Source organism: Massilia sp. TWR1-2-2, assembly GCF_049897565.1.
In the GTDB taxonomy this organism is placed as follows: Bacteria; Pseudomonadota; Gammaproteobacteria; order Burkholderiales; family Burkholderiaceae_D; genus JAFCUW01.
Window position 1 is genome coordinate 12,884 of sequence record NZ_JAFCWM010000031.1, and the last position, 15,147, is coordinate 28,030.

The 15,147-nt window shown below is 63.0% G+C and carries 14 protein-coding genes; 6 read left to right on the forward strand and 8 right to left on the reverse strand.

Features of this window, described 5'->3' with window-relative positions; genetic code table 11:
- The first annotated feature begins 36 nt into the window (after positions 1-36).
- The 3 genes from ACP7DD_RS22275 (at position 37) to ACP7DD_RS22285 (ending at position 3,750) form a co-directional block, all read left to right on the forward strand.
- Positions 37-1,149, forward strand: coding sequence for an NADH:flavin oxidoreductase/NADH oxidase (locus ACP7DD_RS22275; RefSeq protein WP_426177024.1), 1,113 nt, complete (start codon positions 37-39; stop codon positions 1,147-1,149).
- Between the two features lie 130 nt (positions 1,150-1,279).
- Positions 1,280-2,137 (forward strand): head GIN domain-containing protein, encoded by an 858-nt coding sequence (locus ACP7DD_RS22280; protein ID WP_426177025.1) that lies wholly within the window; start codon positions 1,280-1,282, stop codon positions 2,135-2,137.
- A gap of 140 nt (positions 2,138-2,277) precedes the next feature.
- Positions 2,278-3,750, forward strand: coding sequence for an amino acid permease (locus ACP7DD_RS22285; protein WP_426177026.1), 1,473 nt, complete (start codon positions 2,278-2,280; stop codon positions 3,748-3,750).
- A 172-nt stretch (positions 3,751-3,922) separates the two neighbouring features.
- Here ACP7DD_RS22285 and ACP7DD_RS22290 read toward each other — a convergent pair whose 3' ends face one another.
- From ACP7DD_RS22290 to ACP7DD_RS22300, 3 genes are all read right to left on the reverse strand, one after another.
- Positions 3,923-6,082 carry a S46 family peptidase gene (locus tag ACP7DD_RS22290; RefSeq protein ID WP_426177027.1) on the reverse strand — a complete coding sequence of 720 codons (2,160 nt, stop codon included), beginning with the start codon at positions 6,080-6,082 and terminating at the stop codon, positions 3,923-3,925.
- 134 nt (positions 6,083-6,216) lie between these two features.
- Positions 6,217-7,479 carry a cardiolipin synthase gene (gene cls / locus ACP7DD_RS22295; RefSeq protein WP_426177028.1) on the reverse strand — a complete coding sequence of 421 codons (1,263 nt, stop codon included), beginning with the start codon at positions 7,477-7,479 and terminating at the stop codon, positions 6,217-6,219.
- 79 nt (positions 7,480-7,558) lie between these two features.
- A complete protein-coding gene (locus ACP7DD_RS22300) occupies positions 7,559-7,828 on the reverse strand; it encodes a GlsB/YeaQ/YmgE family stress response membrane protein (RefSeq protein ID WP_426177029.1) in 270 nt (89 codons plus the stop codon).
- A 344-nt stretch (positions 7,829-8,172) separates the two neighbouring features.
- Between ACP7DD_RS22300 and ACP7DD_RS22305 the strand changes: the two genes are divergently transcribed.
- Complete coding sequence (locus ACP7DD_RS22305) at positions 8,173-9,492, forward strand: hypothetical protein (protein WP_426177030.1); 1,320 nt, start codon at positions 8,173-8,175, stop codon at positions 9,490-9,492.
- Between the two features lie 71 nt (positions 9,493-9,563).
- Here the strand turns inward: ACP7DD_RS22305 and ACP7DD_RS22310 are convergent, their stop codons facing one another.
- From ACP7DD_RS22310 to purB, 4 genes are all read right to left on the reverse strand, one after another.
- Complete coding sequence (locus ACP7DD_RS22310) at positions 9,564-10,136, reverse strand: YceI family protein (RefSeq protein WP_426177031.1); 573 nt, start codon at positions 10,134-10,136, stop codon at positions 9,564-9,566.
- Between the two features lie 25 nt (positions 10,137-10,161).
- Positions 10,162-10,716, reverse strand: a complete 555-nt coding sequence (locus ACP7DD_RS22315; RefSeq protein WP_426177032.1) for a YceI family protein — start codon at positions 10,714-10,716, stop codon at positions 10,162-10,164.
- A gap of 20 nt (positions 10,717-10,736) precedes the next feature.
- Positions 10,737-11,261: a cytochrome b gene (locus ACP7DD_RS22320; protein WP_426177033.1), complete on the reverse strand. Its 525-nt coding sequence runs from the start codon at positions 11,259-11,261 to the stop codon at positions 10,737-10,739.
- A 143-nt stretch (positions 11,262-11,404) separates the two neighbouring features.
- Complete coding sequence (gene purB, locus ACP7DD_RS22325) at positions 11,405-12,793, reverse strand: adenylosuccinate lyase (RefSeq protein WP_426177034.1); 1,389 nt, start codon at positions 12,791-12,793, stop codon at positions 11,405-11,407.
- 147 nt (positions 12,794-12,940) lie between these two features.
- Between purB and ACP7DD_RS22330 the strand changes: the two genes are divergently transcribed.
- The gene (locus ACP7DD_RS22330) at positions 12,941-13,549 is read left to right on the forward strand and encodes a glutathione S-transferase family protein (protein ID WP_426177035.1); all 609 of its coding nucleotides are present in this window, start codon (positions 12,941-12,943) and stop codon (positions 13,547-13,549) included.
- On the forward strand, positions 13,546-14,496 hold the full coding sequence (locus ACP7DD_RS22335) for a PfkB family carbohydrate kinase (RefSeq protein ID WP_426177036.1): 951 nt from the start codon (positions 13,546-13,548) through the stop codon (positions 14,494-14,496). The genes ACP7DD_RS22330 and ACP7DD_RS22335 overlap by 4 nt, the downstream gene beginning before the upstream one ends.
- Before the next feature lie 167 nt (positions 14,497-14,663).
- Here the strand turns inward: ACP7DD_RS22335 and bfr are convergent, their stop codons facing one another.
- The gene (gene bfr / locus ACP7DD_RS22340) at positions 14,664-15,134 is read right to left on the reverse strand and encodes a bacterioferritin (protein WP_099787368.1); all 471 of its coding nucleotides are present in this window, start codon (positions 15,132-15,134) and stop codon (positions 14,664-14,666) included.
- Positions 15,135-15,147: the final 13 nt, after the last annotated feature.

The window sequence follows — 15,147 nt, forward strand, 5'->3', positions numbered from 1 at the left end:
GGTAGACTACTGGTTCGACCCAGAACCGGAGTTCCCGTGAGCCTGCTTTTCTCCCCCATTTCGCTCGGCCCCCTGCAGCTTGAAAACCGCATCGCCATCGCGCCGATGTGCCAATACTCGGCCGACGAAGGCCTGGCCACCGACTGGCACATGATCCACCTCGGCCACCTGGCGCTGTCGGGCGCGGCTATCCTGTTTCTTGAAGCGACGGCGGTGACGCCGGAGGGCCGCATCTCGGCGCGCGACCTGGGACTGTGGTCGGACGACCATGCCGCTGCGCTGGCGCCGGTGCTCAAGGCGATCCGCCGGCATTCGCCGATCAAGCTGGCGATCCAGCTGGGCCACGCCGGCCGCAAGGCGTCGAGCGCGGTGCCGTGGGAAGGCGGCGCCAACATCGCGCCGGGCGATGGTGGCTGGCAGACGGTGTCGGCGTCGGCGCTGCCGCATGCCGACGGCGAAGCGGCGCCGCTGGCGCTAGACGCGGCCGGCATGCAGCATGTGATCGACGGCTTCGTCGATAGCGCGCGCCGCAGCCACGCGCTCGGCTTCGATGCGATCGAGCTGCATTCGGCGCACGGCTACCTGCTGCACCAGTTCCTGTCGCCGCTGTCGAACCAGCGCAGCGACGAATACGGCGGCTCGCTGGAGAACCGCATGCGCTTTCCGCTCGAAGTATTCAAGGCCGTGCGCGCCGCGGTGCCGGCCGAGATGACGGTCGGCGTGCGCATCTCGGCGACCGACTGGGTCATTGGTGGCTGGGACGTCGAACAGAGCGTGCGTTACGCGCAGGCGCTGGAACTGGCCGGCTGCCACTTCATGCACGTCTCCAGCGGCGGCGTCTCGCCGCTGCAGAAGATCCCGGTCGGTCCCGGCTACCAGATCGAGTTCGCCGAACGGATCAAGCGCGAGACCGGCATGCCGATCATCGGCGTGGGCATGATCACCGAGGCGGAGCAGGCGCAAGGAATCCTCGAACAAGGCCAGGCCGACATGGTGGCGCTGGCGCGCGCGATGCTGTTCGATCCGCGCTGGCCGTGGCATGCGGCCGCCGAGCTGGGCGCGCAGGTGCAGGCGCCGCCGCAGTACTGGCGCTCGCAGCCGCGCGAGTACAAGGACCTGTTCGGCGCCACGCGCCTGGGCCAGCGCTAGGCCCAGCGACGGCCTGTACCCCGTTTTTGGCAGTTCGTCGCAGCGCGCCGTCGGCGACGATGGGCTTTTGATAATGTGCAGGCAGTGGCGCAATGACGCCATTCCTCTCCACGACAAACAAAGGTCCATCATGCGTTCACTGCTTACCGTCGGCTGCCTCCTCGCCCTGTCGGGCTGCGCCATCATCGTCACCGGCAACGACGACGTCCAGGTCAAATCGATCTTCAGCAGCGATGCCATCGCCGGCAACGGCGTGCAGGCGCAGGACATGCGCGCCATCGGCGCGGCCTCCGCGATCGACGTGCGCGGCCCGCTCGAAGTGAACCTGCGCGTCGGCTCGGCGCCATCGCTGACGGTGGAAGCGGACAGCAACCTGCTGCCGATGATCCGCACCGAGGTCATTGGCGGCACCTTGCGCATCTGGATCGAAGGGAACGTCCGCAGCAACAACAGCCTGCGCGTGACGGCGACGATGCCGGCGCTGTCGCAGGTGACGTCGAACGGCTCGGGGCGCGTGACCATCAGCGAATTGAATGGCGGCCCGCTGGCCTTCATCAAGAGCGGCTCGGGCGTGGCCAATCTGTCGGGCCGCGTCAGCCGGCTCGACTTCCAGCATAGCGGCAGCGGCCATGTCAACGCCAGCGCACTGCAGACCGGCGACGCCAATGTCAGCATGAGCGGCTCGGGCCGGATGAGCCTTGGCCAGGTGCAGGGCGGCGCCCTCAGCGTCAACGTCCATGGTTCCGGGTCGCTGCAGGCCGGCGGCGCGGTCGCCTCGCTGACGGCGCGGGTGACCGGCTCGGGCGGCGTCAACCTGGCCGCGCTGACCAGCGACCAGGCCGACCTGGTCAGCAACGGCTCGGGCGACATCTCGGCGCGCGTCAAGCGCACCCTGGTCGCCCAGAGCAACGGCTCGGGCACGATCACGGTCTATGGCAACCCGGCCCAGCGCGACGTCAGCGGCAAGCGCGTGCTGTTGCTGAACTGACGCCCGGCAGCGACCGGTGAGTGTGGGAATCGTCTGAAAAAGATGTGCATAAGTAAAAGCATATGGTCATATAATCGCTAGGTTTTTGGCGGTTGGCCATCGTTGGCCGCTTTTATCGAATGCGACTCAAGGACAACTCCGTGAACCTGACACTCGGCCAAAAGCTGATTCGTACCAAACCCACCGAGCGCGTCGCCGAGCAAGGCCATGCCCCCGCGGCAGGCCGGCTCGGCCGCAGCATCGGCCTGTTCCCGCTGACCATGATCGGCGTCGGCGCCACCATCGGCACCGGCATCTTCTTCACGATGGTCGAGGCGGTGCCGAAGGCCGGGCCGTCGGTGATCTTGTCGTTCATGCTGGCGGCGATCACCGCCGGCCTGACCGCGCTGTGCTACGCCGAATTATCGTTCCGCATCCCGGCGGCCGGCTCGTCGTACTCGTTCGCCTACGCCACGGTGGGCGAATTTGCCGCCTTCATCATGGCCTTTTGCCTGCTGCTCGAATACGGGCTGGCGGCCAGCGCCACGGCGATCGGCTGGTCGGACTACCTGAACAATTTCCTCACCAATGCATTCGGCTGGCAGATCCCGGAAATGTTGCGCACGCCGATGGTGGTGTCGACGCCGAACGGCGTGCAGATCAACGCCGGCCACGTCAACTTGCCGCCGATCCTGCTGGTGCTGCTGTGCGGCGCCTTGCTGATCCGCGGCACGCGCGAATCGGCCACCACGAATGCGGTGATGGTGCTGATCAAGCTGGCGATCCTGGTGTTTTTTGTCGTCATCGCCTTCTCCGGTTTCGACATCAACAATTTTCATCCGTTCTTCAACGGCGCCACCAGCCACGGGGCGGGCGGCATGGTCGGCGTGACGGCGGCGGCGGCGACGGTGTTCTTTTCGTTCATCGGCCTCGATACGGTGGCCACCGCCGGCGAGGAAGTGCGCGATCCGACCCGCAACGTGCCGGTGGCGATCCTGTCGGCGCTGGTGATCGTGACGGTGTTCTACATGCTGGTGGCAGTGGCCGCGGTCGGCGCGCAGCCGGCGCACATGTTTGAGGGCCAGCAGGCAGGCCTGTCGGTGATACTGCAGAACGTGACCGGCAAGTCGTGGCCGGCGCTGGTGCTGTCGGCCGGCGCGGTGATCTCCGTGTTCAGCGTGACCCTGGTGACGATCTACGGCCAGACCCGCATCCTGTATGCGATCAGCCGCGACGGCCTGATTCCGAAGACGTTCCAGAAGGTGCACCCGCGCACCTTGGCGCCGGTTGGCAACACCGTCATCGTCTGCATCGCGGTCGGTATCGTCGCCGGGCTGGTCGATTCGACCTTCCTGTGGGACATGGTCAGCATGGGCACGCTGACGGCGTTCATCGTGGTGTCGATCGCCGTACCGGTGCTGCGCGCCAAGGAAGGCGTGTCGCTGACGAAGGGCTTCCGCGTGCCGTTCGGGCCTTACCTGGTGCCGGGCATGAGCATTGCCGCCTGCCTGTACCTGATGTACGGGCTGTCGATGACCACCTACCGCGTGTTCGCGGTGTGGATGACGGTGGCGGTGTTGACGTATTTCATCTACGGCATTCGCAATTCGCGCTTGAATAAAGTAAGCGCATAACGAGGGGGCAGACCGCGGTTTTTCAGTTGGGGGTCTGGCCCCGGTGTCGCTGCCGCCAACTGAAGCGGGGTCTGACCCCAAAAGAAGAACCGGGTCAGACCCCTCTTGCTAAGCCAACAAAAAAGCCACGGGACTTTGCGGTCACGTGGCTTTTGTCGTTCTGCGGCGTCGATTACTCTGCGTTCATTTCTTTCAGCAGGTTGTCGGCCTTGTCGACATGCTTCATGTTCCACAGCATGTAGCGCACGTCGACCTGGATGTCGCGGGTGTTGGCTTTGTTGAAGTCCCAGTCGGAAATGATCGAGTCGAGCGTGCCGTCAAACGCCAGGCCGATGAACTCGCCCTTGCTGTTGAGTGCCGCCGAACCGGAATTGCCGCCAGTGATGTCGAGCGTGGCCAGGTAATTGACCGGGACCGACTTCAGCTTTGGATCGACAAACTTGCCGAAGTCCTTCGCCTTGATCGCCGCCAGCTGGTTGGCCGGTGCGTTGAACTCGCCTTCGCCGGTTGCCTTCGCCGCCACGCCCTTGACGGTCGTAAATGCGGTCCAGGCGCCCGTGCCGTCGGCGCCATGCGCGCGGCCGGCAACTTTACCGAAGGTGACGCGCAAGGTACCGTTGGCGTCAGGGTAGACGGCCTGGCCTTTGCTGTTCATGTAAGCAATCTTTGCTTTCATGTAGTTGGCGTAGGCTTGCTGCAGCTTGCCGCCGAGCTCTTCGTCTTCCGCTTCGCGCTTCAGGCTGCCGTCGTACATGGCCACCGCTGCCTTGATGAACGGGTCGTTGCTGGCCTTGAAGTCGGCTGGGGTCTTCTTCAGCCAGGCGCTGCGCTGGGCGGCGTCGTTCAAGGTCGTGCTCGAGTACATGCGGTCTAGCATGGCCGAGAGGTCAGCTTGCGACATGCCGTCCTTGATGCCCATCGCGGCGTCGAAGTTGGCATTGCGCATCGCTGCCGGCTGGGCGGCGTACTTGGTCAGGCTGTTCATCACCAGCGCCTTGTCGACTTTGGCGTCGTAGGTGCGGTCGATGGCGGCAACGCCGGAAGCGAAGCGCGGCAGGTCACGTTCCTGATAGCCACCTTTGCGCTCGATGTTCGGCTTGGCGCTTTCGTTGGCCAGGCGGTACAGCGAGCGCGCGGTGTTCAGCAGGCGCGGCGACGACGACATCAGGTAGTAGTCGCGCTTGGCCAGGCCGTCGCGCTCGGCGATGAGCTTTTCGACCAGTTCGATGTCGACGGCGTACTCTTTCTGGCGCGCCGGGTTGCTATTGACCCACGCCTTCATGTCGGCGTGTTCTTTGGTTTTGCGTGCCAGGAAATCGCTGCCTTCGTAGCTGGTCAACATGCCCTTGCGGTTCTTGTAGTAGTTGTTGACGCCGGCGACCTGGCCGGCGTACTTGAGCTTGACGCCCGGATCGTTCTTGGTCTCGCGGTCGATGATCGCCAGCGTTTCGCCGGACGACTTGATGAACGCAGGGTAGTTCCAGTCGAACGTCGACGCCACTTCCGACGGCAGGCGGTGCCGGTTGGTGCGGCCAGGGTAGCCCAGCGCCATGATGAAGTCGCCTTCCTTGACGCCTTCCTTGGCGATCTTCAGGAAATGCTTCGGTGCGTACGGCACGTTGTCCTTGGAGAAGTCGGCAGCCTTGCCATCCTTGCTGACATACGCGCGGTAGAAGCCGTAGTCGCCGGTGTGGCGCGGCCACATCCAGTTGTCGGTGTCGCCGCCGAACTTGCCGACGCCGGCCGGTGGCGCGTGCACCAGGCGCACGTCGCGAATCTCGAGCTGCTTGATCAGGTAGAACTCGAGGCCGCCGTAGTAGCTGGCCACGGTGCAGCGGTGCCCAGGATCTTTTTCACACTCGGCAACGATGCTCTTCTCATTTTTTTCCATCGCATCGACGCGCGCCTTGCCGTTCAGCTTGGCGACGTCGGCGGTGACGACCTTGGTGCTGACGTTGCTGACGTCCTTGGTGACGAACACGCGCGTGCCAGGCGAAGCCGGCAGTTCTTCAGCGAAGTTGTTGGCCAGGAAACCATTGGCCAGCAGGTCGCGCTCAGGGGTCGAATTGACCGCCACGCTGTTATAGACGCAGTGGTGGTTGGTCGCGACCAGGCCTTGCGGCGATACGAACGACGCCGAGCATCCACCCAGGCTGACGATCGCGCCCATCGGGAATTCGGTCAGTTTGGTGAGGGTTGCCGGATCCAGCTTGAGGCCGGCGGCCTTCAGTTGCTTCGCTACTTGTGGCAGCTGCTGCGGCATCCACATACCTTCGTCGGCGTACGCGGCGGAGGTGCTCAGGATGGCGAGCGTGAGGAGGGTCTTTTTCATTCGTATCGGTCTCAGGAATGGGTCAATCGGAACAGGACGGCTCCGCGGAGCGCCCTAGAGTATCCGTACCGCCTCCCCAATAGTCAACCGGAATTTACGGCGTCAATACACCCGGTTGACTTTTTACCACGACACTACAGCTGGGCCCCTATCAGCGACGCCAGTTTGCCCATCATGCGGGTGTGCCACGGCCGCGCTTCCCACGCAGCCAGCGTGATCTGTTTGGTCTTGCTCCAGTCGTCGTTAAATACCGCCACCTGCTGCTTGGCAAATGCCGGATCGATGATGTTCAGGTTCGCTTCGTCGTTCAGGCTGAACGAGCGGTTGTCGAAGTTGGTCGAGCCGACCGACACCATCATTTCGTCGACCACCAGCGCCTTGACGTGGAACATGGTCGGCTGGTATTCGGCAAGCTGAACGCCGGCGCGCAGCAGCTCGCCCCACAGTTCGCGCGAGGCCGAGCGCACCACTTCCGAATCGATGTCGGTGCCCGGCGTGATGATCTGCACTTTCACGCCGCGTCTGGCGGCATCGGCCAGTGCCTTGATGGTGAGCTCGTCGGGCACGAAGTAGGCGCTCGACAGGTGTATCGTTCGTTTCGCCGCCGTAATGGCCATCAGGTACATCAGGTGCATGCTTTCGCTGCCGCCGGTGGGCGAGCTGGCGAACATCTGGGCGGCATGCTCGCCCACCGGCGTGAGTGCCGGGAAATAGGCGTCGCCGTCGAGCACGACCCCGGTCGACTTGGTCCAGTTATCGGTAAACACGGCCTGGATCTGGCCGACGACCGGGCCTTCGACGCGGAAATGGGTATCGCGCCACTGCTCCTTGCTCTGCGCGTCGCCGCGCCACTGGTCGGCAATGCCGACGCCGCCCGTAAAGCCGACCTTGCCATCGATGACCAGCAGCTTGCGGTGAGTGCGGTTGTTCAGCCGCGTCAGCTTCCACCAGACCGGCTTGTGGTAACGCTGCAGTTCGATGCCGGCCGCCTTCATCGCCTCCAGCGACGCCAGGTCCATCTTCATGCTGCCGATGAAGTCGAGCATGACGTGCACCTTGACGCCGGCGCGGGCGCGCTCGATCAGCGCGTCGGAAAATTCTTTGCCAATCGTTTCCGACCAGTAGATATAGGTTTCGAACGTGATGGTGCGCTCGGCGTTCCGGATCGCCTTCAGCATGGCCGGGAAGATCTGGTCGCCGTTGAGCAGTACCTCGACCTTGTTGCCTTCCACGATAGGCGGCCCCAGCAGCACGCCCATCGAGCGGCGGAACTGGGGATCGGCAACGTCATACTTGCGGATCAGCTGCTGTTCGATCTTCTTTTCGCCGGGCATGAAATTTAACAGCACAAATCCAACGATCAGCGTGACAACGCTGCTGACAAGGGCTACGACCACGGGCTTTTTTCTCATCAGTTAATCCATAGGGTAAAAAAAACCAACGCCTAAGCGTTGGTTAATTGGGGTACAACCGATGTTAACGTGTCCGGCCTCGGCGGAACAGGTTAACAATTGCCAGCAGGATAACTGCACCGAGGAACGAGACCAGCAGCGAAGTGACGCTGAAGTCATCGGAGTTGATGGTTCCGGCGCCAAACAGCGGCGACAGCAACCAGCCACCGAGGAACGAGCCGACGATACCGACGACAACGTTGAGGATCATGCCTTGCTCTGCGTCCGTTTTCATGACCAGGCTAGCCAGCCAACCCAAGATACCGCCTACGACGATCCAGATGATGAATAACATGTTGATTCTCCTTAAGTTGAAAGACATTCCTCTAGACCAATGAATATCGCTGGCCTTATGAAAAAGTCTAGTCAGTGCAAATCCCTTGGTCGGTGCGGCAACGAACCTAAGACGAACGATTGCAAAAAGACATCAGAAGCGATTTGGTCCGGCTACAAAGTCGGCGGACCAACAATGCCGAAAACACAGTTTTTCCAGACGGAATTAATGCCATCTGGAATGTCGGCAGGACGGTGCGGCACCGTACAGAAGCTCGACTGTAGAGTCTCTATTGTTGCGTCACTGGCAACGATTTAAAGGAAGTGTGCGGGCCCCGCAGACTGATAACTCGAAAGGAAATTACAATGAGCAACTACGACACCACGAAGAACGATTCCCGCATGGTCACTGGCCTGTTCCGTGACCGCGACAGCGCCGAGCGCGCTTACGGTTCCCTGTCCGACCGCGGCTACACCCGCGACGACGTCACCCTGATGATGTCGGACGATACCCGCAAAACCCATTTCGCCGACACCGACACTGAGCTCGGCAGCAAGGCCGCCGAAGGCGCCGGCGTTGGCGCCGGCATCGGCGGCACCATCGGCGCCGTGCTGGCCGGGATCGCCGCAGTTGGCACCACCTTGGTACTGCCAGGCATCGGCCTGGTGGTCGCCGGTCCTATCGCCGCCGCGCTCGCTGGCGCTGGCGCCGGCGGCCTGGCAGGCGGCGTGGTTGGCGCGCTGATCGGCGCCGGTATTCCCGAAGAGCGCGTCGTGCACTATGAAGAAGGCATCAAGAACGGCGGCATCCTGATGGGCGTGACCCCACGCTCGGCCGAAGACGCAGCGCACATCGAGCGCAGCTGGACCGACAGCGCCGGCGAGCACATCATCGGCACCGGCCTGGGCGCGACCGGCGGTGCATTGACCGGCGCGGCAATCGGCTCGGTTGCCGGTCCGATCGGCACTGTTGCCGGCGCGGCAATCGGCGGCATCGCCGGCGGCCTGGCAGGCAAGGGCGCGGCCGAAGTCGTCAATCCGAAGTCTGGCGACGACCTCTCCGAGCACCATTTGGCCAAGGGCGTTGGCGCAGGTAGCGGCGCTGCAATGGGTGCGGCCGCGGGTGCTGTCGCCGGTCCAATCGGCATGGCAGCGGGCGCGGCAATCGGCGGTATCGCCGGCGGCATGGCTGGCCGCGGCGCGGCAGAAGTTGCCAACCCGAAGGGCAACGATGAGCTCGGCGAACACAACCTGGCAACCGGCGTTGGCGCTGGCGGCGGCGCGATGGCTGGTGCGGCCATCGGCGCGGTCGGCGGCCCGGTCGGCATGGCAGCTGGCGCGGCAATCGGCGCCCTCGCTGGCGGCACCGCCGGCCACGCAGCAGGCAGCCTGGTCAATCCAGAAGCCGAGGCCGCTTACTGGAAGAGCTCGCACTCGACGACGCCTTATTACTCGCCAGAGTACAGCTATGACGACTATGCTCCTGCGTATGCGCTCGGCTACAACAACCGCGGCAAGTATGTCGGCCAAAGCTTCGACAGCGCCGAAAACGACCTGTCGAACCAGTGGAATTCGGTGAAGGGTTCGTCGCGCCTGAGCTGGCAGCAAGCCAAGTCGGCTTCGCGCGCAGCGTGGGACAAGATTGAGCGCGCCATTCCAGGCGACTTCGACCGCGACGGCAAGTAATTTGCGCCGATGAATAAAAAGCCCCGCTTCCGGAAGGAAGCGGGGCTTTTTTACGTATGCTCTGCGTTTATTTACTGCTTGACTGCTTCGACCTGGATGGCCAGCTTGACGGCTGGCGAGAAACCCATCTGCAGGCCGTAGTTGACGCCGAAGTCGCCGCGGTTGAATTCGCCCGACGCATCGGCGCCGCACACTTCACGCTTGAGCATCGGGTGCTGGATGCACTTGAATTTGTTGATCGTCAGCGCGACCGGCTTGGTGACGCCATGCAACGTCAGTTCGCCTTGCACTGCAACCGGCACGTCGCCGTTGAAGGTGATCGACTTGGCTTTGTAGGTCGCAGTTGGGAACTTAGCGACGTCGAACATGTCGGCGCCTTTGGCGTGGGCGTTCAGCTTTTCATGGCCGAAGTCGAGGGTGGTAGCATCGATCGTGATGTCGAGCGAGCCGGTCTTGGCGGCGCGGTCCAGCACGACGGTGCCGGTGGTCTTGTTGAATTTGCCGCGGAACGTCGACAGGCCGCCGAAGTGGTCCGCCTCAAAGCTCGGGTAGGTGTGGCCCGGGTCGATGGCGTAGGTGTCGGCCGCGAAAGCGGACGTGGCGGTCGCTGCAAGAACGGTAACGATCAGATGCTTGAAATTCATGGTAATCCTTTAGTAGAGAGGTAAGTTACTGCGCCGCGGTGACGCGGAATTTGATGACGACTTCATCGGCGACCATGCTGGTGTCTTTCCATTCACCTTCGCCGATATTGAAAGCGAGCCGGCGAATTGGCAAGGCGCCTTCGAATACCTGTTTGCCGCCTTCGGCCTTGACCGTCAGTGGAAATGTCACGTCCATGCTCTTGCCCTTGATCAGCAGCTTGCCGGCGACGGCCAGCTTGTCGGCGCCGGCAGGCTTGATCGACGACGACACGAAGCTCGCTTTCGGATACTTGGCCGAATCGAACCATTCCTTCTTCGCCACTTCCTTGTTCATTTCCGCTTCGCCGACGTCCAGGCTGGCCGTATCGATATCGACGGTTGCCCTGGACGCGTCCGGCTTGACTGGATCGTAATCGATTTGGGCGTTGAATTTCTTAAATTTTGCTTCGACCGGCACATTCATCTGCTTGAACACGGCGGCCACGCTGCTGCGCGCGACATCGGTCTTGAGCGGGACGGCGCTGGCGGCCAGTGCGACGCAGGCAAGCACTGCCGGCAGCAGCAGGCGTGATTTTTTCATGGGTTCTCCAGGTGGTGGGATTAGGGAAGCATGCGTTTGAACAGGCCGTCGCGGTCGATGAAGAGGTGCTTCAACGCGGCGGCGATGTGCAGGCAGACGGCGCCGGCCAGGCCTATGTTGAGCCAGTAGTGCAGTTGCTTGAGCACAGGTTTGAGTTCGGCGTTCGGCTCGATCAGCAGCGGCAGCTGGAACAGGCCGAAGTACACCACCGGCACGCCGGCCGACAAGGTGTAGAAGTAGCCCGACAGCGGCACGGCAAACATCAGCGCGTACAGCAGCGTATGCAGGTGGTGCGCGCTCGACTGCTGCCACTGCGGCATCGACGTCGGGTACGGTGGCGCGCGGTGGGTCAGGCGCCACAGCAGGCGCAGCGTGGCCAGCGCCAGGATCGTCACGCCGGCCCACTTGTGCCAGGAATAATATTTGAGTTTGGTCGGGGTGATGCCGGGGATGTCCGTCATGACCAGGCCCATCGTGAAGGCGCCGATGATCAGCAGGGCGATCAGCCAGTGGAGCAGGACGGCCGGGCGGGTGTAACGCAACATCGATGGAATTCCTGGGTTAATTAGTACGTGTTAGGACTAATGATACCGCAAAGTTACCGCAGGTGTGACAAGCGCCTTCGAGTATGCAACAAAAAGGGGCCCCCGCGTACGCTGGGACCCCATTTCAGTTCGTCATTGAAGAACTAGATTTCGGCCGCCAGCTTGGCAGCGATACCGATATAGTTTGCCGGCGTCATCGCCAGCAGCAGGTCCTTCGCTTCCTGCGGCACCGCCAGGGTCAGGATGAATTCGCGCAGCGCATCTTTCGAGATGCCCTTGCCGCGCGTCAGTTCCTTCAGCTGCTCGTACGGATTGGCGATGCCGTAGCGGCGCATCACCGTCTGCACCGGCTCGGCCAGCACTTCCCAGTTGGCGTCGAGGTCCTGCTCGAGCCGCGCGGCGTTCACTTCGAGCTTGTTCAGGCCGCGCAGGCAGCTGTCGTAGGCCAGCAGCGAATAGCCGAAGCCGACGCCGATGTTGCGCAGCACGGTCGAATCGGTCAGGTCGCGCTGCATGCGCGACACCGGCAGCTTTTCGGCCATGTGCTTGAGCACGGCGTTGGCCATGCCGAGGTTGCCTTCCGAGTTTTCGAAGTCGATCGGGTTGACCTTGTGCGGCATCGTCGACGAGCCGATCTCGCCGGCCTTCAGGCGCTGCTTGAAGTAACCCAGCGACACGTACGTCCAGATGTCGCGGTTCAGGTCCAGCAAGATGGTGTTGGCGCGCGCGATCGCATCGAACATCTCGGCCATGTAGTCGTGCGGCTCGATCTGGATCGTGTACGGGTTGAACGTCAGGCCGAGGCGCTGCTCGATGACGTTTTTCGAAAACGCCGCCCAGTCGAAATCGGGATACGCCGACAGGTGGGCGTTGTAGTTGCCGACCGCGCCATTCATCTTGCCGAGGATCTCGACGTCGGCGATGCGCTTGACGGCGCGCTGCAGCCGCGCGACGACGTTGGCAATTTCCTTGCCCAGCGTGGTCGGGCTGGCGGTCTGGCCGTGGGTGCGCGAGAGCATCGGCAGGCTGGCATTGGCATGTGCGATCTCGCGCAGCTTGGCGACCAGGTCAGATAACGCCGGCACGATCACGCCGTCGCGCGCGGCCTTGAGCATCATGCCGTGCGAGGTGTTGTTGATGTCTTCCGAGGTGCAGGCAAAGTGGATGAACTCGGTCGCGGCGACCAGTTCCGGCACGTCCTTGACCTGTTCCTTGAGCCAGTACTCGACCGCCTTGACGTCGTGGTTGGTGACCGCTTCGATCGCCTTGATGCGCGCCGCGTCGGTCTCGGTGAAGTCGGCCGCCATCTTGTCGAGCAGCGCGGTGGCATCCTTCGAGAACGGCTTGATCTCGGCAAAGCCGGCCTGCGACAAGGCCTGCAGCCAGCAGATCTCGACCTTCACGCGGTGGTGCATGAAGCCCGCTTCGGACAGGATCGGGCGCAGCTTGTCGGTCTTGGCGGCGTAGCGGCCATCGAGCGGGGACAGGGCGGAGAGGGTGGACGCGGTGGAATACTGGGCGGTGGAGGTCATGGGGAGCGGGGGTGTGCAAAACAGCGATTTTACCATTCGCGGCGCGCGCCGCCCGATGTTGCAGCCAGACCGCAATCGCGCCGTTGGCCGTCCATTGGCGTGCTGCCCAATGCTATACTGACTGCCAACCATCTATCCAAAGCAACTATGAAACTTATCGGTTCGACTGCCAGTCCATTTGTCCGCAAGGTCCGTGTCGTCCTGGCGGAAAAAAAGCTCGACTGCGAGTTCGCGCTGGAGGATGTCTGGAGCGCCGAGACCACCATCCATCTGGCCAATCCGCTGGGCCAGGTGCCCTGCCTGATGATGGAAGACGGCAGTTCCATGTACGACTCGCGCGTCATCGCCGAGTATCTCGATACCCTCACGCCGGTGTGCAAGCTGTTGCCGCCGAACGGGCGCGACCGCGCCGACGTCAAGGTGTGGGAAGCGCTGTCGGACGGCGTGGCCGACGCGGCCGTGCTGGTGCGGCTGGAAAAAACGCTGCGCCCGGCCGAGCAGCAAAGCGCCGCCTGGATCGACCGCCAGATGGGCAAGGTCCACGCCGGCCTCGCCGTGATGTCGGCCAACCTCGGCGAATCGCCTTTCTGCAAGGGCAACCATTACACGCTGGCCGACGTCGCCGTAGGCTGTACCCTCGGCTGGCTGTTGTTCCGCTTCCCCGAAATCGACTGGCGCGCCGACTATGCCAACCTGGCACGCCTGTTCGACAAGTTGTCCGAGCGGCCGTCGTTCAAAGAATCCTTGCCGCAGTGATCCCGGCCAGCGCGGGCGAGCGCCCCTTGACCACCGTCGTCTTCGGCGAAGCGCTGGTTGACGATTTCGTCACCGAACAGCTGGTCGGCGGCGCCCCGTTCAATGTCGCCCGCAACCTCGCCGCCTTCATGTCGCCGCAATTGATGGTCACGCGCATCGGCGACGACCGCAACGGCGTCGTCGTGCGTGGCGAGTTCGAGCGCTTTGCCATGTCGGAAAGCGGCCTGCAGCTCGATCGCATGGAAGAGACCGGCCGCGTGCTGGTCGAGCGCCGTCCGGGCGGCCACCGTTTCGTCATCCTGCCGAAGCAGGCCTACGACTTCATCGACCCGGCGCTGGCGCTCGAGGCGATGGCCAAGGTCACGCCGGCCAGCATTTATTTCGGCACCCTGGCCCAGCGCGCCGCGCGTTCGCACGACACCTTGTACAAGCTGCTGGGCGCAACGGGCGCCACGCGCTTTCTCGACCTGAACCTGCGCGAAGGCCAGTCCGACCGCGGCTGCGTGGCCGAGTCGCTGAATGCGGCCAACATCGTCAAGGTCAACGAGGAAGAGTTGCAGGCGCTGTTCAGCTGGTTTTTCCAGATCGATCCGAAGACCACGCTGGGCAGCGACGAAGTGCACGCCGCCTGCCGCGCGCTGCTCGACATGTTTGCGCTGGACGCATTGATCGTCACGCTGGGCCACCGCGGCTCCGTGTATTTCGGCGCCGACGGCGCGCTGATCGTCAACCGCGACAATCCGGCGCCGCCATTCGTCATCGACACGGTCGGCGCCGGCGACGCCTTCTCCGCCATTTTCCTGCTCGGTCGCGCGCGCAGCTGGCCGCTCGAGCAGACCCTGGCGCGCGCCAACGAATTTGCCGGCGCCATCTGCGCCGTCAGCGGCGCGGTGCCGCGCGATATCGGCTTCTACGACAAATGGGTGGCGCGCTGGCGCGCCGGCTGATGCCGCGGCGTTAAGCCTGCCGCGCTCGCAAGAAGGCCGCCGGGATGCCCGGGTAGTGCAGACCTTCAATAATATCGGCAAGTCGGTAGTTGCCATGGACACCAGCTTCTTGTAAACAAAGAAAGCCCCTGAAAATGCAGGGGCCTGGCGGACTGCGCAAGTAAGGCTTACTCGCCCAGCTGGCTTTGGATGTAGTTCTGGATACCGATCTTGGTGATCAGGTCGAGCTGCGTTTCGAGCCACTCGATGTGTTCCTCGGTGTCTTCCAGGATCACGACGAACAGCTCGCGCGAGACGTAGTCGGCGGCTTGCTCGGAAGCGAGTATGCCTTCCTTGACCGTCACTTGCGCCGCTTTTTCCAGCTGCAGGTCCAGTTCCAGCATTTCCTGGGTGTGTTCGCCGATCAGCAGCTTATGCAGCGCCTGCAGGTTCGGCAGGCCGTCGAGCATCAGGATGCGGTCGATCAGCTTGTCGGCGTGCTTCATTTCGCCAATCGATTCCTCGTATTCCTTCTTGCCCAGCTTCTCCATGCCCCAGTGACGGTACATGCGCGCGTGCAGGAAATATTGGTTCACTGCGGTGAGCTCGTTCGTCAGCTGCGCATTGAGCAGACGGATGATGTTGGGATCGCCCTTCATGGAGTGCTTTCGT